This is a genomic window from Variovorax sp. GW822-FHT04E09 (assembly GCF_058800845.1).
Genome location: NZ_JBXAMR010000002.1, coordinates 282,935 through 308,042 on the forward strand (window position 1 = coordinate 282,935; position 25,108 = coordinate 308,042).

Below are 25,108 nucleotides of genomic sequence, written 5' to 3' on the forward strand. Positions count from 1 at the left end.
CCGTTCGCGAGCAGTACCCCTTCGAGCTCCGCTCGCAGCGGTGGCGTAGGATTCCGCATGGCCCCACGTGAAGACGACGCAGAAGACGACACACCGCTGGCTTTCGATGCGGTCCCGCTGCCCCGGCGCGCCGGCGCGCCGCGCCTGAACCCGGCGCGCGGCCCGCTGCTGCGCCGCATCGAGATCGTCGACCAGCACGGCGAGCGCCGCGACATCGACATCCCGGCGGAGCGGCCGTTGACCGTCTTCGTCGACAAGCGCGAACTCGTGACGCTGATGACCCTGGGCGCCGCGCCCGAGTTGCTGGTGCTGGGCTACCTGCTCAACCAGGACCTGGTGCGGCGCGCCGACGAGGTCGAGAGCATCGACGTCGACTGGAGCGTGGAGGCGGCCGCCGTGAAGACCCACCGCGGCATCGCGAACCTCGCCGAAAAGACCGCGCACCGGGTCGTGACCACGGGCTGCGGACAAGGCACCGTCTTCGGCGACGCCATGGCGCAGATCGGCGCCGTGCGGCTGCCGGCCGCGCAGTCGGCGCGCATCGCGCAGGGCACGCTGGCGCGCATCCTCGAACAGATGAAATCGCGCAACAGCGTGCACCGGCATGCCGGGTCGGTGCACGGATGCGCGCTGTTCCGTGGCACCGAGATGCTGGTGTTCGCGGAAGACGTCGGACGGCACAACGCCATCGACACCATCGCCGGCTGGATGGCGGTGCACGGCATCGACGGCGGCGACAAGGTCTTCTACACCACGGGCCGCCTGACGAGCGAGATGGTGATGAAGTCGGCCCACATGGGCGTGCCGATCGTCGTCTCGCGCAACGGCGTCACCGCGATGGGGCACGAGCTGGCCACCAAACTCGGCATGACCTTGTTCGGCCGCGCGGCCAACCGCCACTTCCTGTGCTACTGCGGGTTCGAGCGCTTCGACGCCGAGCCGCTGGCGCAGGCGCTCGTCGCCGACTGAGGGCCCGCGCGGCTTAGCCGCGCGCCACGTCGATCACCGCCTTCGCGAACGCCTCGGGCGCCTCCTGCGGCAGGTTGTGGCCGATGCCGCCGCTGACCAGCCGGTGCTCGTAGCGCCCCGAGAATTTCTTCGCATACGCGCTGGGCTCCGGGTGTGGCGCGCCGTTGGCGTCGCCCTCGAGCGTGATGGTCGGCACGCCGATCACCGGCGCCTGGGCGAGCCGGTTCTCCAGCGCCTGGTACTTCGCCTCGCCCTCGGCCAGGCCGAGGCGCCAGCGGTAGTTGTGCACCGTGATCGCCACGTGGTCGGGGTTCTCGAAGGCGACGGCGCTGCGTTCGAAGGTGGCGGCGTCGAAGTTCCACTTCGGCGAGGCGAGCTGCCAGATGAGTCTGGCGAAGTCGTGGCGGTTTTTCTCGTAGCCCGCGCGGCCGCGCTCGGTCGCGAAGTAGTACTGGTACCACCACTGCAGCTCGGCCTGCGGCGGCAGCGGCGCCTTGCCGGCCTCCTGGCTGCCGATGAGATAGCCGCTGACCGACACCAGCGCCTTCACGCGCTCAGGCCACAGCGCGGCCATGATGCACGCGGTGCGCGCGCCCCAGTCGCAGCCGGCCACGGTGGCGACGGGGATCTTCAGCGCGTCCATCAGCGCAACGATGTCGACGGCCACCGCCGACTGCTGCCCGTTGCGCGGCGTGTCGGCCGACAGGAAGCGGGTGGTGCCGTAGCCGCGCAGGTACGGCACGATCACGCGAAAGCCCGCGGCGGCCAGCTGCGGCGCGACGTCGACGAACATGTGGATGTCGTAGGGCCAGCCGTGCAGAAGAATCACCGGCGCGCCGTCGGCCGGGCCGGCTTCGTAGTAACCGATGCGCAGGCTGCCGGCGTCGATGCTCCTGAGGGGTTCGAGGCGACGGGCGCCGCCTGTGCTGACGGATTGGGCGAAGGCGGGAACGATCGACGTGAGCTGCGTGGCGGCGAGGCCGAGTGCGGCCTTGCCGAGGAACGCGCGGCGTGGCAGCGAGGGGGAGGCGGTCATGGAAATCTCCTGGGATGCGAAGGGGGACGGCGCGATTGTTCGGCGGGGAATCCACCTGCTGATCGGCTTGTGTATGCCTCTGTATCCGCGCCGGTTCCGGCCACACTAAATTTCAAACGCAGGCGCGCAAGACCGCTTCAACGAAACGTGGTGTGTCGATGTCGGGCCGGGATACACAGGCATACGCAATGCCCGTTGCGCGACCAACGTGCAGCCAACAATCCGCCCGTCATCCACTCATCGCCCGAAGGAAATCCCCATGACGCGCCCTCGCGGATTCAAGAAGCTCTGGTTCGCGCTGCTGTTCTTCGCGGGCGGGTTCGCGCACGAGGTGCGCCACCCGACCCAGTGCCAGAGCGTGGCGTCGGTCAGTCTCTCGCTTCGACCGCCGAAGCGAGCACGTAGCCTTCGCTGCGCACGGTCTTGATGTAGCGCGGCTCGCGCGCGTCGTCGCGCAGGCGCTGGCGCAGCCGGCTCACGAGCAGGTCGATGGAACGCTCGAAAAGCTCGGCCTCACGGCCCTGCGTCAGGCTCAGCAGCTGGTCGCGGCTGAGCACCTTCTGCGGGTGGTCCAGGAACACGCGCAGCAGCCGGTACTCGGCGCCGCTGAGCGCCACCATCACGCCGGCGTCGTCGATCAGGTGGCGCGCGACCGTGTCGACCTGCCACTCGCCGAACCCCAGCTTCTGCGAAGGCTCGACGGTGCCCATGTTGGGCGGCAGCATGCGCGTGCGCCGCATCACGGCGCGGATGCGCGCCAGCAGCTCGCGCGCGGAAAAGGGCTTGGCCAGGTAGTCGTCGGCGCCCATCTCCAGGCCCAGGATGCGGTCGGCTTCCTCGCTGCGCGCGGTCAGCATGAGGATGGGCGTGGCCTTGTACTTGCCGGTGCGCAGGTCGCGGCACAGCGTGAGCCCGTCTTCGCCGGGCAGCATCAGGTCCAGGATGATCAGGTCGAAGGGCCCCGACGCCTCGAGCGCGGCGCGCATGTGGCGCCCGGTGGGCACCGCGACCACGCGCAAGCCGTTCTTCACCAGGTAGGTGGTGAGCAGTTCGCGGATGTCCCGGTCGTCGTCGACGATGAGGATGTGGTCGGAGGTCTTGGGCGTCATGGCAGGGGAGGCATTGGCGGCACGGCGCCGCAGCCGCAATGTAGCGTTCCGGCGGCGCGCCGGGGGTGGCCGTGGAAACGTAGTGTGTGGATGTACGGGCCAGATACACAGGCATACAGAAGGCGATCCGGCAGGGGGCGGGCGGCCCAACAATCCGTGCGTTTTCCAACCACCCTGCACTCAAGGAACCCTCATGACCCGCATCGACAAAGTCCTCTACACCGGCAAGACCCACACCTCCTCGGGAGGCCGCGACGGCGAGGCGCGCAGCTCCGATGGCCGCCTGGACATCAAGCTCTCGTCGCCCGGCAGCGCCGGCACCGGCACCAACCCCGAGCAGCTGTTCGCGGCCGGCTGGTCGGCCTGCTTCATCGGCGCGATGGGCAAGGCGGCCGGCAAGATGAAGGTCGCGCTGCCGCCCGACCTGGCCGTCGATGCCGAGGTCGACCTGGGCACGGCGGGCGGCGAATACTTCTTGCAGGCGCGCCTGAACGTGAGCCTGCCGGGCCTGGACCGCGAGGTGGCGCAGGCCCTCACCGAGGCCGCGCACCAGACCTGCCCCTATTCCAAGGCAACCCGAGGCAACATCGACGTTGCCATCCACCTGGTGTGAGCCCGCTGCGCTGACGACGCATCGCCACGCCGCCTGACGAAGAAGCTGTCCATGCCCACTTCCGCGAATCCCGTTGCGAATCCGACCGGTAGTGCGCCGCGCTGGCGCCGGCTGCTGCCCGGCTCGCTGTTCTCCCGCGTGACGCTGATCATCGTGGTGGGCCTGGCGATCGCGCAGCTGCTCACCTTCGCGGCGATCCGCTACGAGCGGAACATGGCGCTTCGCGAGCTGATGATGATCGGCATCGAGCGCGACATCGCGAGCTCGGTCGCCATCCTCGACCGGCTCCCCGCGGCGGAGCGCGCCGGCTGGCTCGACCGGCTGGAACGGCGCAACTACCGCTTCGTGCTGGGCGGCAGTGCGCAGGGCAGCGTGCCCCGCTCGGAGGCTTCGCAGCAGTTTGCCGCGGCCATCGTCGATGCGATGCGCCCGTTCCCGGTCGTCAAGGTCGGCGAGGTGGCCTGGCCGCCCGAAGGCCTGCAGATCGAGGTGCGGCTGGGCGATGGCTCGTCCGTGGTCGTGCACGCCATGCGCGTGGGCATGCCGGTGTCGGGCTGGGTGATGTGGCTGCTGGTGGGCCAGCTGCTGGTGCTGGCCGTGTGCGCCTGGGTCGCGGTGCGGCTGGTGACGCGGCCGCTCGCGCAGCTGTCCGCCGCGGCCGACCAGCTCGGACCCGACCTGAAGGGCCGCACGCTGGTGGAAGAGGGCCCGACCGAAGTGGCGCACGCGGCGCGCGCCTTCAACGCCATGCAGCAGCGCATCGCGGGCTACATGGCGGAGCGCGTCGAAATCCTGGCGGCCATCTCGCACGACCTGCAGACGCCCATCACGCGGATGCGCCTGCGCACCGACCTGATGGACGACACGCACGACCGCGAGAAATTCCGCCAGGACCTGGACGCCATGAACGCACTGGTGCGCGAAGGCGTGACCTATGCGCGCACGCTGCACGGCGCCACCGAGCCGCCGCTGCGCATCGATGCCGATGCGCTGTTCGAGAGCATGGTGGCCGACTACGAAGACGTGGGCCAGCAGGTGCGGCTCGACGGCCGGGCCGGCGCGCCGATCGTGAGCCGCCCGAACGCGCTGCGCCGCATCCTGATGAACCTGATCGACAACGCGCTCAAGTTCGGCTCCGACGTGACGCTGCGCGTGCAAACCGAAGGCGAGGGCGAAGGCGAGGGCGGCCGCCTCGTGGTGAGCGTGCTCGACAACGGCCCGGGCATTCCCCCCGAGGAACTCGACGCGGTGCTCAAGCCCTTCTACCGCGTCGAAAGCTCGCGCAACCGCAGCACCGGCGGCACCGGCCTGGGCCTGGCCATCGCGCACCAGCTGGCCATGGCGATGGGCGCCGAGCTCACGCTGCACAACCGACCCGAAGGCGGGCTCGAGGCGCGGCTGGCGTTGGCCGCCGCGCCCGCCCGCTGAACCCGACCCCCCATCTTTCACATCACCATGCTCATCCTCTTCATCGCCTACCTGGGCGGGGTGCTCACGATCCTGAGCCCCTGCATCCTGCCGGTGCTGCCCTTCGTGTTCGCGCGCGCCGACCGGCCGTTCCGCTCGCACGGCCTGCCGATGCTCGTGGGCATGGCGCTGGCCTTCGCCGTGGTCGCCACGCTCGCGGCGGTGGGCGGCGGCTGGATCGTCACGCTCAACGAATACGGGCGCTACGCGGCCATGGCCTTGCTCGCGCTGTTCGGTGCGACGCTGCTGTTCCCGCGCGTGGCCGAGCGGCTGAGCCGGCCGCTGGTGGCGCTGGGCCTGCGCATCTCCGACGCGCCACAGGCTTCGGTGTTTTCTCCGCTGTGGCTCGGCGTGGGCACGGGCCTGCTCTGGGCACCGTGCGCGGGGCCAATCCTCGGGCTGATCCTGACGGGCGCGGCGCTCAACGGCGCGAGCGTCGGCACCTCGCTGCTGCTGCTCGCCTACGCGGCCGGCGCGTGCACCTCGCTCGCGGTGGCGCTGCTGTCCGGCGGCCGGCTGCTCTCGGCGCTGAAGCGCACGCTGCCGACCGGCGACGGCGTGCGGCGCCTCGCCGGTGCCGCGGTGCTGGCGGGCGTGGGCGCCATCGCGCTGGGGCTGGACACCGGCTGGCTCGCACGCCTGTCGCTGGGCACCACGTCGGCGCTCGAACAGGCGCTGGTGGACACGCTGCGCCAAGACGCGCCGCAGGCGCAGCGTGCAGACGCCGGCTTCGTGCGCGTCGCGGACACCCGCCCGGCCCCGGTGCCCGCGCGCGAGCTCCGCGTCGAAGGCCGCCTGCCTTCGCTGGCCGGTGCGACCGAGTGGATCAACTCGGCGCCGCTCACGCCCGAGGCCTTGCGCGGCAAGGTGGTGCTGGTCGACTTCTGGACCTACTCGTGCATCAACTGCCTGCGCACGCTGCCCTACGTGCGCGCCTGGGCCGAGAAGTACAAGGATGCGGGCCTGGTCGTCCTCGGCGTGCATGCGCCGGAGTTCGCGTTCGAGAAGAACCCGGCCAACGTGCGCAAGGCCGTGAAAGACCTGGGCATCGGGTTCCCGGTGGCGCTGGACAACGACTTTTCGATCTGGCGCGGCTTCGACAACCAGGCCTGGCCGGCGTTCTATTTCGTCGATGCGCAGGGGCGCATCCGCCATCACCAGTTCGGCGAGAACCGCTACGACAAGGCCGAGCAGGTGATCCAGCAACTGCTGGCCGAGGCCGGGCAGGCGCAGGTCGCCGCCGGGCTGGTGGCGCCGCTGGGGCAGGGCACCCAGGCCGCGCCCGGCGCCGAGCCGGCGCAGTCCGGCGAGACCTACCTGGGCCATGCGCGGGCGCACGGCTTCGCGTCGCCCGGCGGCATCGCGCGCGACCGTGCGAAGGCCTACGAGCCGGTGGCATCTTCGCTGCGCACCAACCAGTGGTCACTGGGCGGCGACTGGACGGTGGAGGGCGAGCGGGCCGTGCTGAACCAGGCCAATGGCCGCATGGCCTACCGCTTCAAGGCGCGCGACCTGCACCTCGTGCTCGGGCCGATGGCCGACGGCAAGCCGGTGCGTTTCACGGTGCGGGTGGACGGCCAGCCGCCGCTGGCGGACCACGGCGCCGACACCGATGCCCAGGGCCACGGCGTGGTCGATGCGCAGAAGCTGTACCAGCTGGTGCGGCAGTCGGCGGGCGGCGGCAGGGAGCGGCTGTTCGAGATCGAGTTTCTCGACGCCGGCGCGCAGGCCTACGCGTTCACCTTCGGTTGAGCGGCGAGCCGGTCAGGGCGTCAGGCCCGCCGCGTTGACGGCCCGGCAGGTGTCGACCTCCTGGCGCGTGGGCAGCACGAAGCAGCGGGCGTCGGCCTCGCGGGCGACGGCTTCGCGCAGCTGGCGTTCCTGCGCGGTTTCCACCTGCAGCTCGACCAGCCACTTCATGAGCAGCGCCATCACGATCAGCAGCACCACGGAGGCTGCCAGCAGGGTCGTGCGCCAGCTGTGGACGCGGAAGACGGAAGCGTTCGAAGTACTCATCGCGTGCGGCCCTCAGCTCGACAGCTGCGGAAAGATCCAGATGCTCATGCCGAGCACCACGCCCGCGCCCAGCGACATGGCCGCCGCGGTCGCGAACAGGCAGGCCACGAGCAGGCTCGGCACGACCACCGACATGCTCAGGAAGGCGATGGCGACGAGCACATAGGCCAGCACAGGCAGCAGGGCGATGTAGGCCGGCCGCGCGGTGCCGGTCGGCAGTTCGTCGGGCGTCATGTCACGCAGGAACGGGTTCAGCATGGCGGGCGATCAGCAGTTGCCCTTCTTGGCCTGGCCCGGCGGGCAGAAGTTGCCGCCCTTGTGCGCCGGCCCGGGCTCCGCGCGCGGCGGTGGCGCGTGGTGGTGCACGCAGGCGCTCATGAGAACGGATGCCGCCAGCGCGAGCATCACGGTGATCGTGGATTTGGTCATGGGAACTCCCTGCTTCGATTTCTTGTGCACCCGGGGTGCTTCGGAGCAGGACAATAGTTGCCGTATTAACAATCTCACAGGGAAATGCTCACATTTGTGGGCGAATTGAGAAGGGTGCGGTCAATCTCCGAGCGGGATTGCGCAGTACTTCACACCCGTGCGGCCGACCGGCCGCCGCCGCGCAACCGCTACATTGCATGCCCCATGGACCGCCTCGAGAACATAGAGACCTTCGTGCGGGTCGCACAGACCCAGAGCTTTGCCGAGGCCGCGCGCCAGCTGCGGGTGTCGAAATCGGTGGTGACCAGCCGCGTGAAGCAGCTCGAAGACCACGTCGGCGCGCCGCTGTTCCACCGCAGCACGCGCGTGGTCCGGCTCAGTGACGTGGGACAGGCCTTCCTGCGCGACTGCGTCGAGCTGGTCGGGCGGGCCAACGACATCATGGACCAGATGCGCGACGCCAAGGACGGGCCCACCGGCACGCTGCGCGTGCATGCGCTCACGGGTTTCGTGCTGGGGCATTTCGCGACGCTGCTGCGTGCTTTCCAGGTGAGCTTTCCGGACATCCACCTGGAGCTCATCGTGAGCGACGCGGTGGTCGACCCGGTGAAGGCGGGCGTCGATTGCGCGCTGCAGATCTTTCCGGCGGCGTCGACCGAGCTGGTGTCGCGCCCGCTGTTCCCGGTGCGCCGCGTGTTCTGCGCCACGCCCGAATACCTGCGCGCGCACGGCCGGCCCGCGAGCCCGCGCGAGTTGCACAAGCACACGCTCGGCCTGTACTCGGGCTACCCCACGCGCGACCGCTGGACCTTCCATCATGCCGGCGAGCAGGTCACGCTGTACATGAGCGCGGCGCTGCTCACCAACAGCGTGCACCTGCTGCGCGAGTACGCCATGGAGCACGCCGGCATCGTCTGCCTGCCGACGCTGGTGGCCGGCGAGGCGATCCTGCGCGGCGACCTGGAGGTGGTGCTGCCGGCGCACCAGCTGTCGTCGTTCTCGCTGAGCGCGGTGTACGCGGGCACCTCGCGCAATGCCTTCAAGCTGCGCCTGTTCATCGAGCACCTGACCCAGGCGTTCTCGAAGGTGCCGCCATGGGACGCGGCCATGATCGAACGCGGCCTGCTGCCGCCGGGGCTGATCTGGGACGCCTGACGCGAGCGCGGTCGGTTCCGGGGTAAACCCTGTGCATTGAACGGATTTGCCGAACAATGCGGCCCGCGTTTCGGGCCTACCGCTCGCGCCCCCCGTTTCCTACAGTGCACACATCGCAGCCACCACGCTGCATCGTCCGGCACCTCAGGAGACAACCCATGACCGTCGCATACCAGACCCGCTTCGGGTCCCTCAAGCACTTCGAGAAAGGCCACGTCGAGCCCATCGACGACGACGTGCGCCACTACGCGTTCTCCAACTGCTTCGAGATCGCCAGCATCAGCCAGCCCTACGAGAAGGTCGTGTTCGGCCAGAACCAGATCTACGTGCTGGAAACGCTGCGCGCCGAAGGCACCTCGCCCTGGTTCACCTGCGCCCACGACGAGTTCGCGCTGGTGATGGACGGCGAGGTCGAAGTGCACCTCGTGCAGCTCGATGCGGCCCAGGCCGTGGCCGACACCGAGAAGAACGGCGCCGTGCTCGTAGAGGGCGAGCCGCAGGGCAAGAAGATGGGCTGGATGAAGCTCTCGCGCGGCCACCAGGGCCTGCTGCCCAAGAACACGGCCTACCAGTTCCGCGTGGCCGGCGACCCCGGCGTGATCGTGCTGCAGACCTGCAAGGGCGACCTCTCGGTAGAGAAGTGGGCCGACATCTGCCAGACGCACTGAACAAGCCATCCAGGAGCCAAACCATGAACGCACCCGCAGAACTCGCCAAGGTCATCGCATCGCAGCCCGATGCCACGCTCGGCTACAAGGATTTTTCGCTCGGCAGCTTCGGCTTCCGCCGGGACGAGTACTTCGCCCACATCACCTGGAAGACCCGAGACGGGCGTCCCATGAGCCACACCATGGACGCCGGCAACTACCTGCGTGCGCTGATGCGCGACGTGGCCTGGGGCTTCTTCTACGGCTGGGTCAACTTCGACAACGTGTTCGGCACCATCAACCACTACGACTCGGTCGACCTGTACGCCGGCAGCTTCAACGGCACCATGAAGGACGCGGGCATCGACCTGCTCGAGAACTTCCCCACGGCGCAGATCCGCGCCACCTTCGAGGCCATGCTCGACGACTGGACCAACGAGGCCTTCGACCCCTTCGCCGCGCCGCAGGAAACCGGCTCGCCCTACGGCCGCAAGAGCGGCAACAACACCGCCAAGATCACCCGGGCGCGCGAGCTGGCCAAGCGCTGCGTGGGCCTGAAGGGCGACCTCGACCTGCGCAGCGACGCGCGCGGCGCGCCCGTCAACCGCGCCTTCGCCGACGTGCCGCAGGGCCAGCCCGAGCTGCACCCCGAGCCGGGCTTCGAGAACGAGGTGCACGCCTTCAACCTCTTCGGCTTTTTGAGCCGCTCGCAGGTCACGTGGAACCCGAGCTTCACCTCGGTGGTGAAGCACAGCTACATGTGCCCGACGACCGAGGAGCACATCCTGCCGATCATCCACGGCAACGACCGCGTCGAGTGGTTCTTCCAGATGACCGACGAGATCCACTGGGACTGCGGCGACAAGAACACCGGCAAGCCCATGGCCCGCGTGATCATGAAGGCCGGCGACATGGCCGCCATGCCCGCCTACTGCCGCCACCAGGGCTTCAGCCCCAAGCGCTCGATGCTGCTGGTGTGGGAGAACGGCTCGCCCAGCCTGGTCTACGAGATCCAGAAGGGCGAGTCGCCCGAGATCCCGGTCGAGTTCTGACCGGCCGGCGCGCCGCCGCTTCTTTCTTCCCGCCATTCATCCATCCAGCCCTCCCCGCGCGGGGAGGGCGAGGAGAACCCATGCCCGCTCTTTCCATCCGCCACCAGCTTTTCATCGACGGCCGTTTCGTCGACGCCGAATCCGGCGAGACGCTCGCCACGCTGAACCCGCACGACAACACGCCCATCGCCCAGGTCGCGCTGGCCGGCAAGGCCGACGTCGACAAGGCCGTGGCCGCCGCGAAGCGCGCGTTCCCCAAGTGGAGCCGCATGGCCGCCGCCGATCGCGGGCGCATCCTGCTGAAGCTGGCCGACCTCATCGAGGCCAACGGCGAAGAGCTCGCGCGGCTCGAATCGCTGGACACCGGCCACCCGATCCGCGACTCGCGCCGGCTCGACGTGCCGCGCACCGCCGCGTGCTTTCGCTACTTCGGCGGCATGGCCGACAAGTTCCAGGGCGAGACCATTCCGGTGGAGGAGGGCTTTCTCAACTACACGCTGCGCGAGCCCGTGGGCATCGTCGGCCAGGTGGTGCCGTGGAACTTCCCGCTCATGTTCACGAGCTGGAAGATGGCGCCCGCGCTCGCGGCCGGCAACTGCATCGTGATGAAGCCGGCCGAGATCACGCCGCTCACCTCGCTGCGCATCGCCGAGCTGATGGCCGAGGCCGGCGTGCCGCCCGGCGTGGTCAACATGCTGCCCGGCCTGGGCAGCGTGGCGGGCCAGTACATCGCCGAGCATCCCGAGATCGCCAAGATCGCCTTCACCGGCAGCACCGCCACCGGCCGGCGCATCGTGCAGGCCAGCGCGGGCAACCTGAAGAAGGTGCAGCTCGAGCTGGGCGGCAAGGGCCCCAACATCGTGTTCGAGGACGCCAACCTGCAGGCCGCCGTGAACGGCAGCGCCTGGGCCATCTTCCACAACCAGGGGCAGGCCTGCATCGCGGGCTCGCGGTTGATGCTGCACGAGAAGATCGCCGACGCCTTCCTCGACCAGTTCATTCCGCTCGCGCAGTCGATCCGCCTGGGCAACCCGCTCGACGAGGCCACCGAGATGGGCCCGCTCACCAGCGCCCAGCACCGCGACCGCGTGCTGAGCTATGTCGAGGTCGCGCAGGCGCAGGGCGGCGAGGTGCTGGCGGGCGGCGGCGCGCCCGGCGGCGACCTGGCGCAGGGCTGCTATGTGCAGCCGACCGTGGTGCGCGCCCGCTCGTACCAGGACCGCGTGGCGCAGGAAGAGGTGTTCGGCCCCTTCGTCACCGTGCTCACCTTCAAGAGCGACGAAGAGGCGATGCAGATCGCCAACGGCACCGACTACGGCCTGGGCAGCGGCCTGTGGACCCGCGACCTGCAGCGCGCCCACAAGGTGGCGCGCGACCTGCACGCCGGCATGGTCTGGATCAACAGCTACAAGCGCGTGAACCCCGGCTCGCCCTTCGGCGGCGTGGGCCAGAGCGGCTACGGCCGCGAGATGGGCTTCGACGCGATGCGCGAGTACACGCAGGTGAAAAGCGTGTGGGTCAACGTCGACGCGCAGATTCCGCCGCACTTCGTGCGCTGAGGCTTTGCTTTTCTTCCCAACCCGACGGACGCACACGATGTCTTTCTCGATCCTTTCCCGGGCCCTGCTCGCCTGCACGCTGCTGTGGGGCATGGCCGCGCAGGCCCAGGCGCCGGCCTGGCCGACCAAGCCGGTGCGGCTGGTCGTGGGCTTTCCGCCGGGCGGCATCGTCGACACGGTCGCGCGCCAGTTGCAGCCGCGCCTGCAGGCCGCACTCGGCCAGACCGTGATCGTGGACAACCGCAGCGGCGCCGGCGGCACGCTGGCAGGCGCCGAGGTGGCCCGCGCGGCGCCCGACGGCCACACGCTGCTGATGGTGTTCGACAGCTACGCGACCTACCCGCTGGTCTATCCGAAGCTGAGCTTCGACATCGCGAAAGACCTGCAGCCCGTGACGCAGGTGGCGAGCAACCCGCTGGTGCTGGTGGTCAACCCGAAGGTCGAGGCCAAGGACTTCGTGCGCTTCGTCGGCCTGCTCAAGGCGCAGCCGGGGCGCCTGAACTACGCCAGCGTCGGGCCGGGCTCGAGCAACCACCTCACGGCCGAGTACTTCAAGGCCGTGAGCGGCACCTTCGTCACGCACATCCCTTACCGCGGTGGGGGTCCGGCCCAGCAGGACCTGCTGGGCGGGCAGGTCGAGATGATGTTCCTCTCGGCCGTGCTGGCCCAGCCGCATGTCAACGCGGGCCGGCTGCGCGCCCTGGCCCAGACCGGCGCGCAGCGCGTGGCCGCCTATGCCGACGTGCCCACCGTGGCCGAGAGCGGCTACCCCGGCTTCGAGGTGAACTCCTGGGTCGGCCTGCTGGCCCCGGCCGGCACGCCGCGCGCCGTGGTCGACCGGCTGCAGGCCGAGGTGCGCAAGGTCGTGACCGAGCCCGCGTTCCAGCAGCGGCTGCGCGAACAGGGCCTGACGGGCATCGCCAACACGCCCGAGCAGTTCGCCGCCGTGCTGCGCATCGAGCAGGACAAGTGGGCCCGGCTGGTGCGCGAGCGCCGCCTGAGCCTCGAATAGCCAGACAGAAAGGAGCGCGCCATGCACGACTTCATCCACACCACCCACCCGCAGCGCGTGGTGTTCGGCGCCGGTTCGCTGCGCCACCTGGCGCGCGAGATCGATGCGCTGGGCGCGAAAAAAGCACTGGTGCTGTGCACGCCCGAGCAGCGCCCGCAGGCCGAGCGCGTGGCGGCCTCGCTCGGCGCGCAGGCGGCCGGCCTGTTCGACCGCGCCGTGATGCACGTGCCCGTCGAGACGGCGCGCGAGGCTCGCGACCTGGCGCGCCGGCTCGGCGCCGACTGCGCCGTGGCGCTGGGCGGCGGCTCCACCACGGGGCTGGGCAAGGCCATCGCGCTGGAGTCGGGGTTGCCGATCGTGGCTATTCCCACTACCTACGCGGGCAGCGAGATGACGCCGATCTACGGCCTCACCGAGAACGGCCTGAAGAAGACCGGCAAGGACCCGCGCGTGCTGCCGCGCACCGTGATCTACGACCCCGAACTGTCGCGCACGCTGCCCGTGGGCCTGAGCGTGACCAGCGGCATCAACGCCATCGCGCACGCGGCCGAAGGCCTGTACGCGCAGGACAGCAACCCGGTGATGGACCTGATGGCGGAGGAGGGCATCGCGGCGCTCGCCCGCGCGCTGCCGGCGATCCGCGTGCAGCCCGACGATCTGGCGGCGCGTTCCGACGCGCTGTATGGCGCCTGGCTCTGCGGCGGCGTGCTCGGCGCGGTGGGCATGGCCCTGCACCACAAGCTGTGCCACACGCTGGGCGGCAGCTTCAATCTGCCGCACGCGGAGGTGCACACGGTGGTGCTGCCGCATGCGCTCGCCTTCAACGCCCAGGCCGCGCCGCGTGCCATGGCGCGCATCGCGCGCGCGCTCGGCGGCGTGTCGGCGCCGGCGGCGGTCTATGCGCTGGCGCGCGACAACGGCGCACCGGTGGCGCTGAAGGACATCGGCATGCGCGCCGCCGACCTCGACCGCGCGGCCGACATCGCCGTCGCCAACCCGTACTGGAACCCGCGGCCCTTCGGCCCGGGCGAGCGCGACGCGATCCGCGCGCTGCTGCAACGCGCCTTCGACGGCGAGCCGCCGGGCTAGGCCACGGCGCAGGCATCGAAGACACACACGAACAACGAAGGAGACAGCCATGACATTCAACCGCAGACAGTTCACGCAGGCCGCCGCCGCGCTCGCCGCCACGGGCGCCGCGCCGCGGGTGTTCGCCGCCGACACGCTCAAGATCGGCTACGTGTCGCCGCAGACCGGGCCGCTCGCGCCCTTCGGCGAGGCCGACAAGTGGGTGATCGAGCAGATGAAGGCCGCCTTCAAGGACGGCATCAGCGTGGGCGGCAAGAAGTACGCTGTGCAGATCGTGCTCAAGGACAGCCAGTCGAACCCCAACCGCGCGGGCGAGGTGGCCAACGACCTGATCCTGAAGGACAAGGTCGCGCTGGTGCTCACGGCCGGCACGCCCGAGACCGCCAACCCGGTGAGCGACGCCTGCGAACTCAACGAGGTGCCCTGCATCTCCAGCGTGGTGCCGTGGCAGCCCTGGTTCTTCGGCCGCAAGGGCGACCCGGCCAAGGGCTTCAACTGGACCTATCACCTGTTCTGGGGGCTCGAAGACGTCATCGCCACCTTCACCAACGGCTGGAAGACCGTGGCCACCAACAAGAAGGTCGGCGGCCTGTTCCCCAACGACGGCGACGGCAACGCCTGGGGCGACAAGGAACTGGGCTTTCCCAAGCCGCTCGCGCAGATGGGCTTCACGCTCACCGACCCCGGCCGCTTCCAGAACGGCACGCAGGACTTCAGCGCGCAGATCGCGGCCTTCAAGCGCGACAACGTCGAGATCGTCACCGGCGTGGTGATCCCGCCCGACGCCAAGACCTTCCTCACGCAGGCGCGCCAGCAGGGCTTCAAGCCCAAGGTGATCACGCTCGGCAAGGCGCTGCTGTTCCCGGGCGCCATCGAGGCGCTGGGCGACCTGGGCGAGGGCCTCTCGACCGAGGTGTGGTGGAGCCCGTCGCACCCGTTCAGCTCCAGCCTCACGCAGCAAAGCGCCAAGGCGCTCGCGGAGGCCTACGAAGCCGGCACCAAGAAGCAGTGGACGCAGCCCATCGGCTTTGCGCATGCGCTGTTCGAGGTGGCGGCGAACGCGCTGTCGCGATCGAAGTCGCTCAAGGCCGGCGACGTGCGCGACGCCGTGGCCGCGACCTCGATCAACTCCGTGGTCGGCCCCGTGAAGTGGGGCGGCCAGGGCCCGTTCAAGAACGTCAGCAAGACACCGCTGGTGCTCGGCCAGTGGGGCAAGGGCAAGCAGCGCAAGGTGGAGCTGACGCTGGTGAACAACGAGGCCGCGAAGGCGATCCCCACCGGCGGCGCGCTGCGCCTGCTCTGAGGGACGGCTGCCATGACGCTGCTGGCCTTGCACGGCGTGAGCAAGTCCTACGGGGCGCTCAAGGTCACCGACGGCATCACGCTGGCGGTGGCCGAGGGCGAGACGCTGGGCATCCTCGGGCCCAACGGCGCGGGCAAGACCACGCTGTTCAACCTGATCTCGGGCGACGCGCGCGTCGACGCCGGCCGCGTGGAGTACGCGGGCCGCGACGTGACGCGGCTGCGCCCGCACCAGCGCTGCCGCGCCGGCATCGGCCGCAGCTACCAGGTGCCGCAGCCCTTCGGCCACATGAGCGTGTTCGAGAACCTCGTCACCGCCGCCTGCTTCGGCGGCCAGCAGGCCGAGCGCGAAGCCTGGGAGACGGCGCACGAGGTGCTGGCCCAGACCGGCCTGGCGGCGCACGCCAACAAGCCGGCCGGCGGGCTCACGCTGCTCGACCGCAAGCGGCTGGAGCTGGCGCGCGCGCTGGCGACCAAGCCGCGCCTGCTGCTGCTCGACGAGATTGCGGGCGGGCTCACCGAGCCCGAGGCGGCGGTGCTGGTGGCGGAACTGAAACGCATCAAGGCGCGCGGCGTGACCATGATCTGGATCGAGCACGTCGTGCATGCGCTGCTGTCGCTGGCCGACCGGCTGTTCGTCATCAACTTCGGGCAGCAGCTGGCGGAAGGCGCGCCGCGCGCGGTGATGAACGACCCGGAAGTGCGGCGCGTGTACATGGGGATCGAGGCATGAACGCGCTGCTCGACACCCACGGCCTGCAGGCCTTCTACGGCGATGCGCAGGCGCTGTTCGGCATCGACTTCACGCTGTCGGCGGGCGAGCTGGTGGCGGTCATCGGCGCCAACGGCGCGGGCAAGTCGACCTTTCTGAAAAGCCTCACGGGGCTGCTGCGCGCACCCTCCGACGCGATCCGCTTCAAGGGCGAACCCATCGGCGGCCTGCCGCCCGGCGAGATCGTGCGGCGCGGCCTGGCGATGGTGCCCGAAGGCCGGCGCCTGTTCCCGAGCCTGAGCGTGGAAGAGAACCTGCTGATGGGCGCCACGCCGCGCCGCGCGGGGCCGTGGAACCTGCAGCGCCTGTACGGGCTGTTCCCCATCCTGGCCGAGAAGCGGCGCCAGCCTGCCACCTCGCTGTCGGGCGGACAGCAGCAGATGGTGGCGCTGGGCCGCGCGCTCATGAGCAACCCCGAGCTGCTGCTGTGCGACGAGCTCTCGCTCGGCCTGGCGCCGGTCGTCATCCGCGAGATCTATGCGGCCATGCCGGCCATCACGGGGGAGGGCATGACGGTCGTGATCGTGGAGCAGGACGTGCGCATGGCGCGGCAGGTGTCGCAGCGCGTGTACTGCTTCCAGGACGGGCGCGTGTCGCTCACGGGGCGCTCGGATGAACTCACGCCCGAGCAGATCTCGCAGGCCTACTTCGGCATCGAGGAGCACCATGCTTGAAACCCTGCTCCAGGGCGTGCTGCTCGGCGGCCTCTACACGCTGTTCGCGCTCGGCCAGTCGCTGATGTTCGGCGTCATGCGGCTGACCAACACGGCGCAGGGCGACTTCATCATCCTGGGCGCCTTCGCGGTGATCGCCGGCGTCTCGATGACCGGCGCATCTGTGCCATGGCTGGTGGTGCTCGCGGTGCTGCCGCTGGCCTTCGGCTTCGGCTACCTGCTGCAGCGCCACGTGCTCAACGGCACGCTGGGCAAGGACCCGCTGCCCTCGCTGGTCGTGACCTTCGGCCTGTCGATCGTGATCCAGAACCTGCTGCTGGAGCTGTTCTCGGCCGACCCGCGCGCCATCGAGGTCGGCGCGCTGGCCACCGCCTCGGTGCCGCTGGGCGACACGCTGGCGCTGGGGGCGCTGCCGCTGGTGATCCTGGCGGTCGCGGTGGCGGCCACGGGCGCGATGCAGTGGATGTTCACGCGCACGCCGCTGGGGCGCACCTTCCGCGCGGTCTCCGATGACCGCGAGATCGCCGAACTGATGGGCCTCAAGGCCAAGCAGGTCTATGCGCTGGCCACGGGCATCGCCTTCGTGCTGATCGCCATCGCCGGCGCGCTGCAGGGCATGCGCACCACGGTGTCGCCGTCGGACGGCCCGCTGCTGCTGCTGTTCGCCTTCGAGGCCGTGATCATCGGCGGCATGGGCTCGTTCTGGGGCACGCTGGCCGGCGCCATGATCCTGGGCATCGCGCAGCAGATCGGCTTTCGCATCGATCCGGGCTGGGGCATCTGGTTCGGCCACCTCGTGTTCCTCGCGGTGCTGGTGCTGCGGCCGCAGGGACTGTTCCCCAAGACACGCTGAGCCCTTCCGACATGACCGACAAGACCTCCCCCGCGCCGCTCAGGCACGTGCTGTTCATCATGTGCGACCAGCTGCGCGCCGACCACCTCTCGTGCTACGGCCACCCGCGCCTGCAGACCCCGCACATCGACGCGCTGGCCGCGCGCGGCGTGCGCTTCAGCCATGCCTATGCGCAGGGCGCGGTCTGCGGCGCCTCGCGCATGTCGACCTACACCGGCCGTTATGTCAGCAGCCACGGGACGATGTGGAACTTCGTGCCGCTGTCGGTGGGGCAGAAGACGCTGGGCGATCACCTGCGCCCGCACGGCGTGCGCTGCGCGCTGGTCGGCAAGACGCACGTCGAGGCCGACACCGAGGGCGCGCGCCGCCTGGGCATCGATTCGACGCAGGGCGCGGGCCGGCTCGCGATGGAAGGCGGCTTCGAGCCCTATGCGCGCGACGACGGCATCTGGCCGCCGGGCTTCAAGGTCACGGGCAACGCCTACTGCGACTGGCTGCGCGCGCAGGGCTACGACTCCGACAACCCCTGGCACGACTTCGCCAATTCGGGGCGCGGCCCCGACGGCGAGATCCTGAGCGGCTGGCAGATGCGCTGGGCCGACCGGCCCGCGCACATTGCCGGCGCGCACAGCGAGACGCCCTACACGACCGAGCGCGCCATCGACTTCATGCGCGAGGCCGGCGACGCGCCCTGGGTGCTGCACCTGTCGTACATCAAGCCGCACTGGCCTTACGTGGCGCCCGCGCCGTACCACGCGATGTACGGGCCCGACGACATGTTGCCCGTGGTGCGCAGCGAGGCCGAGCGCGTCGACGCCCACCCGGTGGTCGAGGGCTTCCGGCGCGAGACCGTGAGCCGCAACTTCAGCCGCGACGAGGTGCGCAATACCGTGGTGCCGACCTACATGGGGCTCGTGAAGCAGGTCGACGACGAGCTCGGCCGGCTCTTCGCCTTCATGGCCGAACAGGGGCTGGACCGCGACACGCTGGTGGTCTTCACCAGCGACCACGGCGACTACCTGGGCGACCACTGGCTGGGCGAGAAGGAGCTGTTCCACGACCCGATCGTGAAGGTGCCGCTGATCGTGGTCGATCCGCGCGCCGAGGCCGACGCGCGCCGCGGCACGGTGAGCGACGCGCTGGTCGAATGCATCGACCTCGTGCCGACCATGCTCGACGCGCTGGGCCTGCCGCAGCCGGCCGAATGGCTCGAAGGCCAGTCGCTGCGCCCGCTGCTGCACGGCCACGCCGGCGCGGCCGGCAAGGACCTGGTGGTGTGCGAGAACAGCTTCGCCTTCCGCGACGAGGTGCGGCTGCCGCTGGCCCAGCCCGTCGAGCGCTGCCACATGACGATGCTGCGCACGCGCCGCTGGAAGTTCGTGCACTTCGAAGACCTGCCGCCGCAGCTGTTCGACATGCAGGCCGACCCCGACGAGCTGGTCGACCTGGGCCGCGACCCGGCCTTCGCCGCCGTGCGCGAGCAGATGCTGGGCCTGCTGTTCGACTGGCTGCGCCAGCGGCGGCGCTTTCCCACAGTGGCGCCCGAGGACATCGCGCGCTGGAACGAACGCGAGCTGGCGGCCGGCATCCTCATCGGCACCTGGTAGGCGGCCGCGCACCCCATTTCAAGAAAAGGAGACATCCCATGAACGCTTTCCGCCGACCTCTCGCGGCCTGTATGGCGGCAGCCGCCGCATTCGCCACCCTCGCGCCCAGCCACGCCGCCGACACCTGGCCCAGCAAGCCCGTGCGGCTGGTGGTGGCCTTTCCGGCCGGCGCGCCGGGCGACATCGTGTCGCGGCTGATGCAGCCGGCCCTGCAGAAGGCGCTGGGCCAGCCCGTGGTGGTCGACAACAAGCCGGGCGCGGGCGGCAACATCGGCATGCAGGAGGTGGCGCGCGCCACCGACGGCCACACGGTGCTGGTCGGGCCCGACACCATGCTGACCATCAACCCGCACCTGTACCGCAAGCTCGCCATCCGCCCGATGGAAGACCTGGTGCCCGTGACCCAGCTGGCCGCGTTCAGCCAGGAGCTGGTGTGCTTTCCCGGCGCCGGCATCAAGACCCTGCCCGAGCTGCTGGCCGCGGCCAAAGCCAAGCCCATGAGCTACGCCTCGGGCGGCCCCGGCGTGCCCGGCCACATGGCCATGGAGATGCTGCTGGCCGATGCCGGCGTGCAGATGCAGCACGTGCCCTACCGCGGCCCGAGCCCGGCCATGCAGGACGTGATGGGCGGCATGGTGCCCTGCGGCTTCCTGGCCTCGCCGACGGTCGGCCCGATCATCCGCGACGGCAAGCTGGTGGCGATCGCCGTGTCCGGCAGCAAGCGCCTGGGCAGCCAGCCCACGGTGCCGACCGTCGCGCAGGCGGGCGTGAAGGGCTACGACGCCAGCTTCGCCGAGATGATGGCCATGCCGCGCGCCACGCCGCCGGCCGTGGTGGCGCGGCTGCAGGCCGAGGTTGCGAAGGCGCTGGCCGCGCCCGAGCTGCGCGAGCGGCTGGCCACCATGGACCTCGAGGTGGTGGCCAACACGCCCGAAGAAGCGGCGCGCCGCCTGCGCGCCGAGCACCAGCGCTGGGGCCAGGTGGCCGCGCGCGTGCAGCTGCAGCTGGACTGAGCGCGATGGCCTGCGTCGTCGTCACCATCGACACCGGCAGCAGCCGCCGCGCGGGCTGGAGCGCCGCCGCGCTGGTGGCGGTGGCCGCCACGCTGCCTTTCTGGGGCGAACCCAGCTGGATGCGCGAGTTCGTCGAGATCGCCTGCTACTTCATCTTCGCGATGATGTGGAACCTGCTGGCCGGCTACGGCGGCATGGTCAGCATCGGGCAGCAGGCCTTCTTCGGCTTCGGCGGCTACGTGATGCTGATGCTGGGCAACTTCGCGGGCGTCAACCCGTTCGTGGCGATTCCGCTGGGGGCGCTGGCCGCTGCGCTGATCGCGGTGCCGGTGTCCTTCGTGGCGTTCCGGCTGTCGGGCGGCTACTTCGCCATCGGCACCTGGGTGATCGCCGAGGTGTTCCGGCTCAGCTTCGCCAACGTGTCGGCGGTGGGCGGCGGCTCGGGCACCACGCTCACGGCGCTGCGCGGCATCGAGCGCGCCACGCGCGAGAGCGTCACCTACTGGATGGCGCTGGGCTGCGTGGTGGCGGCGGTGTCGCTGGTCTACCTGTTTTTGCGCAGCCGCTTCGGGCTGGCGCTGCTGGCGATCCGCGACAACGAGCTGGCCGCCGAATCGCAGGGCATCCCGGTGGCGCGCATGAAGCTCGCGGTGTACGTGGTGGCGGCCTTCGGCGCCGGGCTGGCGGGCGCGCTGTACTTCGTGGGCAACCTGCGCATCAGCCCCGACGCGGCCTTCGCGCCGAACTGGACCGCCTTCGCGATCTTCATGGTCGTGATCGGCGGCATCGGCCGCATCGAAGGGCCGCTGGTGGGCGCGCTCGTGTTCTGGGCGCTGAACAAGTTCCTGAGTGACTACGGCACCTGGTACCTGCTCGGGCTCGGGCTGCTGGCCATCGTGGCCACGATCTTCTTCAAGCAGGGGCTGTGGGGCTGGGCGCAGCAGCGCTGGGCCTGGTCCCTGTTCCCGACGCAGCGGCGCCTGGCGGCGCCGCACGCGCCTTCTTCCTCCCTGGAGCCCGACGCCCATGCGCAACATCGATGAACACACCATCACCGCCGCCGTGCTCGAGCGCATGGCCGGCTGCGAAGACGCGCGGCTGAAGGAAGTGATGTCGGCGCTGGTGCGCCACCTGCACGACTTCGCGCGCGAAGTGCGGCTCACCGAGGCCGAGTGGGCCGCGGGCATCGACTTCCTCACCGCCACGGGCCAGAAGTGCGATGCGCAGCGCCAGGAGTTCATCTTGCTGTCGGACACGCTGGGCCTGTCGATGCTCACGGTGGCGATGAACCACGCCAAGAGCCCGCAGGCCACCGAGGCCACCGTGTTCGGCCCCTTTCACGTGGCCGGCGCGCCGCAGCTGCCGCTGGGCAGCGACATCGCGGCCGGCGCGGTGGGCGAGCCGCTGTTCGTGCAGGCCACCGTGCGCGGGCGCGACGGCGAGCCCGTGGCCGATGCGCTGGTCGACGTGTGGGAGGCCGACGCCGAAGGCTTCTACGACGTGCAGCGGCCCGACGGCCCCATGCAGGGGCGGGCGGTGCTGCGCACCGACGCGCAAGGGCGGCTGTGGTTTCGCGGCGTGGCGCCGGTGGCCTATCCGATTCCCACCGACGGGCCCGTGGGCGCCATGCTGCGCGCCACCCGGCGCCATCCGTGGCGGCCCGCGCATGTGCACTTCATGGTGCAGGCGCCGGGCTACGAGACGCTGATCACGCACGTCTTCCGCGAGGGCGACCCCTACCTCGACAGCGACGCGGTGTTCGGTGTGCGCAGTTCGCTCATCGGCGACTTCGCCGCGCACGCGCCGGGCCATGCGCCCGACGGCAGCGTGCAGGGCGGGCCGTTCCACACGCTGGACTTCGCGTTCGTGCTCGAGCCGGCCGGGGAGTGAGGAGGGGGCCCGCGAACCGTTTCGGCGTTTCGCCGCCTCTCTTGCAGGTGTCCCTCTTCAAGGAGCCCTGCATATGTGTCCCGTTTCCATCACCTGGCATCTGCTTCGCGGCGCGGGAGCGCTTGCGCTCGTCGCGCTGGCGGTGCTGCTGTCGTCCGCCCATCCCTGGATCGCGCCGCCTGCCGTCGTCGGCGCCTTGCTGCTGCTGCGCGGCTGCCCGATGTGCTGGCTCGTCGGGCTGCTCGAAAGGCTGTCCGCGCGCAAGGCGGCCCCTGCGTCCGAGGCCACTTCCGAGAGGGTTTGAGCGCGTTCGGCCTTCGTGGAATGGAAGGCTGATCCGGGATTCCATCCGCCCGTGTCGAGGGGGTGACGCCCCATTAGTGTGAGTTTGTTTGCACACGATGACAAAAGAACAGGGCTACCTGTTTCCGTTGGTCAATATCGGCACTTTTCCCTATCGACTGTACATAAACGTTAATACATTCCACTCCATTGTGAGAGGCATGCGGGGAGCGATGAAAAGGGAAGCGATGGTGGACAGGGTGGAACAGAAAAACGGTCGTGTGGTGGTGCTGACGGACTCCGGCGAAGAGATCGACTGGCTGCGAGGCCGGTTGAAGGACGCCGGCTTCAGCCCCTTGTGTGTGGTCAACGAGGAAGACCTGCTGGAGGCCGCCTCGATGCCCGGCGTCGGGCTCTTCCTGCTGATGGGCGAGGCGATGGAGGGCGCGCTGCCGGAAATCCTGTTCGGCATCGGCGCCAGCCGTGCGGCCACCGCGCCGGTGGTCGTGCTGACCCGGTCGCGCGGCGTGCTGGAAACGCCCCGCGTGTCGGTGTTCGACGTCGATGATTTCCTGGTGAGCCCCTGGAACGCGGAAGAGGTCGTGGCGCGCGTGTCGACGCTGTGCGGCAGGAAATCGCTGCGCCGAAACGCGAAGCCGCACGGCCTGTACGGTTTCCAGCTCGTGCGCAGCCGCCTCGCGGTCGAGTACGCGAGCCGCGAAGCCATCATGACGCCGAGCGAATTCGAGATCGCCCGGGTGCTGGTGCGCCACCTCGACACGCCCGTGTCGCGGCAGCAGCTGCCCCAGGGGCCCCGATGCAACGGGGAGCTGGGCGCCAGCCGGTCGCTCGATGCGCTGGTGTCGCGCGTGCGCAAGAAGCTGGCATCGATCGTGGCGGGCGAATTCCGCGTGCGCTCGCTCTACGGCGTGGGCTACACGCTGGAGCGCGCACACAACCGGCACGGCAAGTGAGTTTTCGCGGGCAGCGCCCGCGGCATCCGAAGGGGTGACGCAAGGTCACCTTGAAAAAAGACGTTCGCCCATTCGCCTCCGAATTGAGGCCGGGCGTCGGCAGACCAACGAATGAATTCCGGCGAAGTGAGCCGGCCGGGATTGGCTTGAATTGAATTCAGGCCAATGGCGCAGCCGTGCCTGTTTGAATGGAATTGGATTTTGAAAAATCCATCGAGCCGTATTTCACGCAGCCCGTGATTGAAACCATTGGGGGACAGGGCACGCATGCAGGAACTTAAATTCGCGGCGCCTGATTACACAGTCTGTGAATTTGTAAATTTAGTTTCGAAGTGGCCCCGAGGGCCAGTCCGAAGCCGCTCGAAGGGCCTCGTTTCTCCCTTGAAACACTGGGTGATCGTGAGGCGGCGAGTTGATGTGGAAGTGAAATTATTCAAACGCATCAACAACTTGGAGGCGATCCGCTTGTGAAATTGATCACACTCCAATTGCAGGTTTATTCACAATCTAAGCAGACGTCCAGATTACATCTGTATTCACAGTTGTTAACTTTGGAGGGCCTCTCGTGACATTTTCACGGAACCCTCGGCCATTGCAAGTGGCGGATCGCGGACGTTCGATTGTTTTTGTAAACATTCAGAAAATAATATGAACGTGGTAAATGGCTCATGGAAGCGGCTCGAAAAGGGCGTGCTTGCGTGAGGCCGAGCGTGGGCATCGGAGGCGGTCGTCGCCGATGCCGGTGTGTAAGTGGTGTGCTGCAAGTGGCTGGGAAATGGCTTCGACGCCAATTCGCGAGGCCACAGGTCAAGTCGGTTTGATCTTCGTGTTGCCTCGGTCTGGCTTTGAAGTTGTTTTTTAGGAGTTGTCTATGTCTATCGGAAGTTCGTCTCAAGTGAATTCATTCATGTCGCCGGTGGTCCGGCTGACCGTTCGCCTCGGCCTGGGGCTCGGCGTGGCCATGACCCTGGGGCTGGGCGGCATGGCCGCCGCGCAGGGCACGAAGGCCGCGCCCGCGCCCACCGAGGCCGCGCAGAAGAAGACCGTCGCGGTCGTGCTGACGCAGGCCAAGGTGGTCAAGGACGCGCAGGGCAAGGAGCAGCTGGTGGCGGCCGATTCGGTCAAGCCGGGCGACGTGCTCGAGTACACGGCCACCTACACCAACCACACGGGCAAGGCCGTCACCGGCCTGGTGGCCAACCTGCCGATCCCCGAAGGCCTGGAGTACCTGCCCAAGACCGCCAAGCCCGGCGCGACGCTGGTCAAGGCCGCGACCAAGGACGGCGCCTTTGCCGCCGAGCCGCTGGCGCGCGTCGTCAACGGCAAGTCGGAGCCGGTTCCGTACAACGAGTACCGCTCGCTGCGCTGGACGCTGGGCCAGCTGCCCGCCAACGGCTCGGCCGCGGTGACCGCGCGCGCCAAGGTCGAGACGGTGGTGCCGCCCGCGCCGGTGGCCGCTGGTGCCGACGCGCAGAAGGTTGCGCGCAGCACGCCCTGAGCTTCCCGCGCTGACGACGACCGCCGGCGGCGCTGAGCCGCCCTGACGGCCGGTTCTCTCTTTCTTCAAAACCCCGCTGGTTTTTCCATT

The 25,108-nt window shown here is 69.4% G+C and carries 26 protein-coding genes; 21 read left to right on the forward strand and 5 right to left on the reverse strand.

Annotated elements, in window-relative coordinates:
* The first annotated feature begins 57 nt into the window (after positions 1-57).
* A complete protein-coding gene (locus tag AC1RL8_RS08695; RefSeq protein ID WP_492685049.1) occupies positions 58-969 on the forward strand; it encodes a formate dehydrogenase accessory sulfurtransferase FdhD in 912 nt (303 codons plus the stop codon).
* 13 nt (positions 970-982) lie between these two features.
* Here the strand turns inward: AC1RL8_RS08695 and AC1RL8_RS08700 are convergent, their stop codons facing one another.
* Together AC1RL8_RS08700 and AC1RL8_RS08705 are read right to left on the reverse strand one after the other, a co-directional pair.
* A complete protein-coding gene (locus AC1RL8_RS08700; RefSeq protein WP_492685050.1) occupies positions 983-2,005 on the reverse strand; it encodes an alpha/beta fold hydrolase in 1,023 nt (340 codons plus the stop codon).
* A 368-nt stretch (positions 2,006-2,373) separates the two neighbouring features.
* The gene (locus AC1RL8_RS08705; protein WP_062470956.1) at positions 2,374-3,114 is read right to left on the reverse strand and encodes a response regulator; all 741 of its coding nucleotides are present in this window, start codon (positions 3,112-3,114) and stop codon (positions 2,374-2,376) included.
* 193 nt (positions 3,115-3,307) lie between these two features.
* Between AC1RL8_RS08705 and AC1RL8_RS08710 the strand changes: the two genes are divergently transcribed.
* The 3 genes from AC1RL8_RS08710 to AC1RL8_RS08720 are packed head-to-tail and all read left to right on the forward strand — an operon-like array spanning position 3,308 to position 6,946.
* Positions 3,308-3,727 carry an organic hydroperoxide resistance protein gene (locus AC1RL8_RS08710; protein ID WP_062470958.1) on the forward strand — a complete coding sequence of 140 codons (420 nt, stop codon included), beginning with the start codon at positions 3,308-3,310 and terminating at the stop codon, positions 3,725-3,727.
* 51 nt (positions 3,728-3,778) lie between these two features.
* Positions 3,779-5,155, forward strand: coding sequence for an ATP-binding protein (locus tag AC1RL8_RS08715; protein WP_492685051.1), 1,377 nt, complete (start codon positions 3,779-3,781; stop codon positions 5,153-5,155).
* Between the two features lie 27 nt (positions 5,156-5,182).
* Positions 5,183-6,946, forward strand: a complete 1,764-nt coding sequence (locus tag AC1RL8_RS08720; protein WP_492685052.1) for a cytochrome c biogenesis protein DipZ — start codon at positions 5,183-5,185, stop codon at positions 6,944-6,946.
* A gap of 12 nt (positions 6,947-6,958) precedes the next feature.
* Here the strand turns inward: AC1RL8_RS08720 and AC1RL8_RS08725 are convergent, their stop codons facing one another.
* The 3 genes from AC1RL8_RS08725 to AC1RL8_RS08735 are packed head-to-tail and all read right to left on the reverse strand — an operon-like array spanning position 6,959 to position 7,639.
* Positions 6,959-7,210, reverse strand: a complete 252-nt coding sequence (locus AC1RL8_RS08725) for a general secretion pathway protein GspL (RefSeq protein ID WP_095744491.1) — start codon at positions 7,208-7,210, stop codon at positions 6,959-6,961.
* A 12-nt stretch (positions 7,211-7,222) separates the two neighbouring features.
* Positions 7,223-7,468 (reverse strand): hypothetical protein, encoded by a 246-nt coding sequence (locus AC1RL8_RS08730; RefSeq protein WP_062479607.1) that lies wholly within the window; start codon positions 7,466-7,468, stop codon positions 7,223-7,225.
* Positions 7,469-7,477: 9 nt separating this feature from the next.
* Entirely contained in the window at positions 7,478-7,639 is a 162-nt protein-coding gene (locus AC1RL8_RS08735) for a hypothetical protein (protein ID WP_169805078.1), read from the reverse strand.
* A gap of 204 nt (positions 7,640-7,843) precedes the next feature.
* On the opposite strand from AC1RL8_RS08735, the gene AC1RL8_RS08740 reads away from it, so the two are divergent.
* The 17 genes from AC1RL8_RS08740 (at position 7,844) to AC1RL8_RS08820 (ending at position 25,018) form a co-directional block, all read left to right on the forward strand.
* Positions 7,844-8,794 carry a LysR family transcriptional regulator gene (locus AC1RL8_RS08740; protein ID WP_062479604.1) on the forward strand — a complete coding sequence of 317 codons (951 nt, stop codon included), beginning with the start codon at positions 7,844-7,846 and terminating at the stop codon, positions 8,792-8,794.
* A 158-nt stretch (positions 8,795-8,952) separates the two neighbouring features.
* On the forward strand, positions 8,953-9,462 hold the full coding sequence (locus AC1RL8_RS08745; RefSeq protein ID WP_492685053.1) for a cupin domain-containing protein: 510 nt from the start codon (positions 8,953-8,955) through the stop codon (positions 9,460-9,462).
* 23 nt (positions 9,463-9,485) lie between these two features.
* Entirely contained in the window at positions 9,486-10,493 is a 1,008-nt protein-coding gene (locus tag AC1RL8_RS08750; protein ID WP_070059783.1) for a hydroxyquinol 1,2-dioxygenase, read from the forward strand.
* A gap of 95 nt (positions 10,494-10,588) precedes the next feature.
* Entirely contained in the window at positions 10,589-12,052 is a 1,464-nt protein-coding gene (locus AC1RL8_RS08755; RefSeq protein WP_369632756.1) for an aldehyde dehydrogenase family protein, read from the forward strand.
* A gap of 37 nt (positions 12,053-12,089) precedes the next feature.
* Positions 12,090-13,064 carry a tripartite tricarboxylate transporter substrate binding protein gene (locus AC1RL8_RS08760; RefSeq protein WP_492685054.1) on the forward strand — a complete coding sequence of 325 codons (975 nt, stop codon included), beginning with the start codon at positions 12,090-12,092 and terminating at the stop codon, positions 13,062-13,064.
* A 21-nt stretch (positions 13,065-13,085) separates the two neighbouring features.
* Complete coding sequence (locus tag AC1RL8_RS08765; protein WP_492685055.1) at positions 13,086-14,153, forward strand: maleylacetate reductase; 1,068 nt, start codon at positions 13,086-13,088, stop codon at positions 14,151-14,153.
* A 49-nt stretch (positions 14,154-14,202) separates the two neighbouring features.
* Positions 14,203-15,456 (forward strand): ABC transporter substrate-binding protein, encoded by a 1,254-nt coding sequence (locus AC1RL8_RS08770; protein WP_492685056.1) that lies wholly within the window; start codon positions 14,203-14,205, stop codon positions 15,454-15,456.
* 12 nt (positions 15,457-15,468) lie between these two features.
* Complete coding sequence (locus tag AC1RL8_RS08775; RefSeq protein ID WP_492685057.1) at positions 15,469-16,188, forward strand: ABC transporter ATP-binding protein; 720 nt, start codon at positions 15,469-15,471, stop codon at positions 16,186-16,188.
* On the forward strand, positions 16,185-16,901 hold the full coding sequence (locus AC1RL8_RS08780) for an ABC transporter ATP-binding protein (protein WP_489057567.1): 717 nt from the start codon (positions 16,185-16,187) through the stop codon (positions 16,899-16,901). Before AC1RL8_RS08775 ends, AC1RL8_RS08780 begins: the two co-directional genes overlap by 4 nt.
* On the forward strand, positions 16,894-17,754 hold the full coding sequence (locus AC1RL8_RS08785) for a branched-chain amino acid ABC transporter permease (protein WP_070059778.1): 861 nt from the start codon (positions 16,894-16,896) through the stop codon (positions 17,752-17,754). The genes AC1RL8_RS08780 and AC1RL8_RS08785 overlap by 8 nt, the downstream gene beginning before the upstream one ends.
* An 11-nt stretch (positions 17,755-17,765) precedes the next feature.
* On the forward strand, positions 17,766-19,361 hold the full coding sequence (locus tag AC1RL8_RS08790; protein ID WP_492685058.1) for a sulfatase-like hydrolase/transferase: 1,596 nt from the start codon (positions 17,766-17,768) through the stop codon (positions 19,359-19,361).
* Between the two features lie 38 nt (positions 19,362-19,399).
* Positions 19,400-20,374: a Bug family tripartite tricarboxylate transporter substrate binding protein gene (locus AC1RL8_RS08795; RefSeq protein WP_492685059.1), complete on the forward strand. Its 975-nt coding sequence runs from the start codon at positions 19,400-19,402 to the stop codon at positions 20,372-20,374.
* Positions 20,375-20,379: 5 nt separating this feature from the next.
* Positions 20,380-21,417 carry a branched-chain amino acid ABC transporter permease gene (locus tag AC1RL8_RS08800; RefSeq protein ID WP_492685060.1) on the forward strand — a complete coding sequence of 346 codons (1,038 nt, stop codon included), beginning with the start codon at positions 20,380-20,382 and terminating at the stop codon, positions 21,415-21,417.
* Positions 21,401-22,264, forward strand: coding sequence for an intradiol ring-cleavage dioxygenase (locus AC1RL8_RS08805; protein WP_492685061.1), 864 nt, complete (start codon positions 21,401-21,403; stop codon positions 22,262-22,264). Before AC1RL8_RS08800 ends, AC1RL8_RS08805 begins: the two co-directional genes overlap by 17 nt.
* A gap of 73 nt (positions 22,265-22,337) precedes the next feature.
* Entirely contained in the window at positions 22,338-22,568 is a 231-nt protein-coding gene (locus AC1RL8_RS08810; protein ID WP_492685062.1) for a hypothetical protein, read from the forward strand.
* A 97-nt stretch (positions 22,569-22,665) separates the two neighbouring features.
* On the forward strand, positions 22,666-23,520 hold the full coding sequence (locus AC1RL8_RS08815) for a response regulator transcription factor (protein WP_095744502.1): 855 nt from the start codon (positions 22,666-22,668) through the stop codon (positions 23,518-23,520).
* A gap of 907 nt (positions 23,521-24,427) precedes the next feature.
* Positions 24,428-25,018, forward strand: coding sequence for a hypothetical protein (locus AC1RL8_RS08820; RefSeq protein WP_492685063.1), 591 nt, complete (start codon positions 24,428-24,430; stop codon positions 25,016-25,018).
* Positions 25,019-25,108 lie beyond the last annotated feature (90 nt).

What these genes read in the sequence shown, in the direction of transcription:
- AC1RL8_RS08775 (WP_492685057.1), top strand. Translation starts at nt 15,469, where the DNA reads ATGACGCTGCTGGCCTTGCACGGCGTGAGCAAGTCCTACGGGGCGCTC.
- AC1RL8_RS08740 (WP_062479604.1), top strand. Translation starts at nt 7,844, where the DNA reads ATGGACCGCCTCGAGAACATAGAGACCTTCGTGCGGGTCGCACAGACC.
- AC1RL8_RS08710 (WP_062470958.1), top strand. Translation starts at nt 3,308, where the DNA reads ATGACCCGCATCGACAAAGTCCTCTACACCGGCAAGACCCACACCTCC.
- AC1RL8_RS08705 (WP_062470956.1), bottom strand. Translation starts at nt 3,114, where the DNA reads ATGACGCCCAAGACCTCCGACCACATCCTCATCGTCGACGACGACCGG.
- AC1RL8_RS08800 (WP_492685060.1), top strand. Translation starts at nt 20,380, where the DNA reads ATGGCCTGCGTCGTCGTCACCATCGACACCGGCAGCAGCCGCCGCGCG.
- AC1RL8_RS08770 (WP_492685056.1), top strand. Translation starts at nt 14,203, where the DNA reads ATGACATTCAACCGCAGACAGTTCACGCAGGCCGCCGCCGCGCTCGCC.
- AC1RL8_RS08785 (WP_070059778.1), top strand. Translation starts at nt 16,894, where the DNA reads ATGCTTGAAACCCTGCTCCAGGGCGTGCTGCTCGGCGGCCTCTACACG.
- AC1RL8_RS08795 (WP_492685059.1), top strand. Translation starts at nt 19,400, where the DNA reads ATGAACGCTTTCCGCCGACCTCTCGCGGCCTGTATGGCGGCAGCCGCC.
- AC1RL8_RS08805 (WP_492685061.1), top strand. Translation starts at nt 21,401, where the DNA reads ATGCGCAACATCGATGAACACACCATCACCGCCGCCGTGCTCGAGCGC.
- AC1RL8_RS08720 (WP_492685052.1), top strand. Translation starts at nt 5,183, where the DNA reads ATGCTCATCCTCTTCATCGCCTACCTGGGCGGGGTGCTCACGATCCTG.
- AC1RL8_RS08760 (WP_492685054.1), top strand. Translation starts at nt 12,090, where the DNA reads ATGTCTTTCTCGATCCTTTCCCGGGCCCTGCTCGCCTGCACGCTGCTG.
- AC1RL8_RS08700 (WP_492685050.1), bottom strand. Translation starts at nt 2,005, where the DNA reads ATGACCGCCTCCCCCTCGCTGCCACGCCGCGCGTTCCTCGGCAAGGCC.
- AC1RL8_RS08810 (WP_492685062.1), top strand. Translation starts at nt 22,338, where the DNA reads ATGTGTCCCGTTTCCATCACCTGGCATCTGCTTCGCGGCGCGGGAGCG.
- AC1RL8_RS08820 (WP_492685063.1), top strand. Translation starts at nt 24,428, where the DNA reads ATGTCGCCGGTGGTCCGGCTGACCGTTCGCCTCGGCCTGGGGCTCGGC.
- AC1RL8_RS08735 (WP_169805078.1), bottom strand. Translation starts at nt 7,639, where the DNA reads ATGACCAAATCCACGATCACCGTGATGCTCGCGCTGGCGGCATCCGTT.
- AC1RL8_RS08695 (WP_492685049.1), top strand. Translation starts at nt 58, where the DNA reads ATGGCCCCACGTGAAGACGACGCAGAAGACGACACACCGCTGGCTTTC.
- AC1RL8_RS08730 (WP_062479607.1), bottom strand. Translation starts at nt 7,468, where the DNA reads ATGCTGAACCCGTTCCTGCGTGACATGACGCCCGACGAACTGCCGACC.
- AC1RL8_RS08790 (WP_492685058.1), top strand. Translation starts at nt 17,766, where the DNA reads ATGACCGACAAGACCTCCCCCGCGCCGCTCAGGCACGTGCTGTTCATC.
- AC1RL8_RS08780 (WP_489057567.1), top strand. Translation starts at nt 16,185, where the DNA reads ATGAACGCGCTGCTCGACACCCACGGCCTGCAGGCCTTCTACGGCGAT.
- AC1RL8_RS08725 (WP_095744491.1), bottom strand. Translation starts at nt 7,210, where the DNA reads ATGAGTACTTCGAACGCTTCCGTCTTCCGCGTCCACAGCTGGCGCACG.
- AC1RL8_RS08750 (WP_070059783.1), top strand. Translation starts at nt 9,486, where the DNA reads ATGAACGCACCCGCAGAACTCGCCAAGGTCATCGCATCGCAGCCCGAT.
- AC1RL8_RS08715 (WP_492685051.1), top strand. Translation starts at nt 3,779, where the DNA reads ATGCCCACTTCCGCGAATCCCGTTGCGAATCCGACCGGTAGTGCGCCG.
- AC1RL8_RS08745 (WP_492685053.1), top strand. Translation starts at nt 8,953, where the DNA reads ATGACCGTCGCATACCAGACCCGCTTCGGGTCCCTCAAGCACTTCGAG.
- AC1RL8_RS08815 (WP_095744502.1), top strand. Translation starts at nt 22,666, where the DNA reads ATGACAAAAGAACAGGGCTACCTGTTTCCGTTGGTCAATATCGGCACT.
- AC1RL8_RS08765 (WP_492685055.1), top strand. Translation starts at nt 13,086, where the DNA reads ATGCACGACTTCATCCACACCACCCACCCGCAGCGCGTGGTGTTCGGC.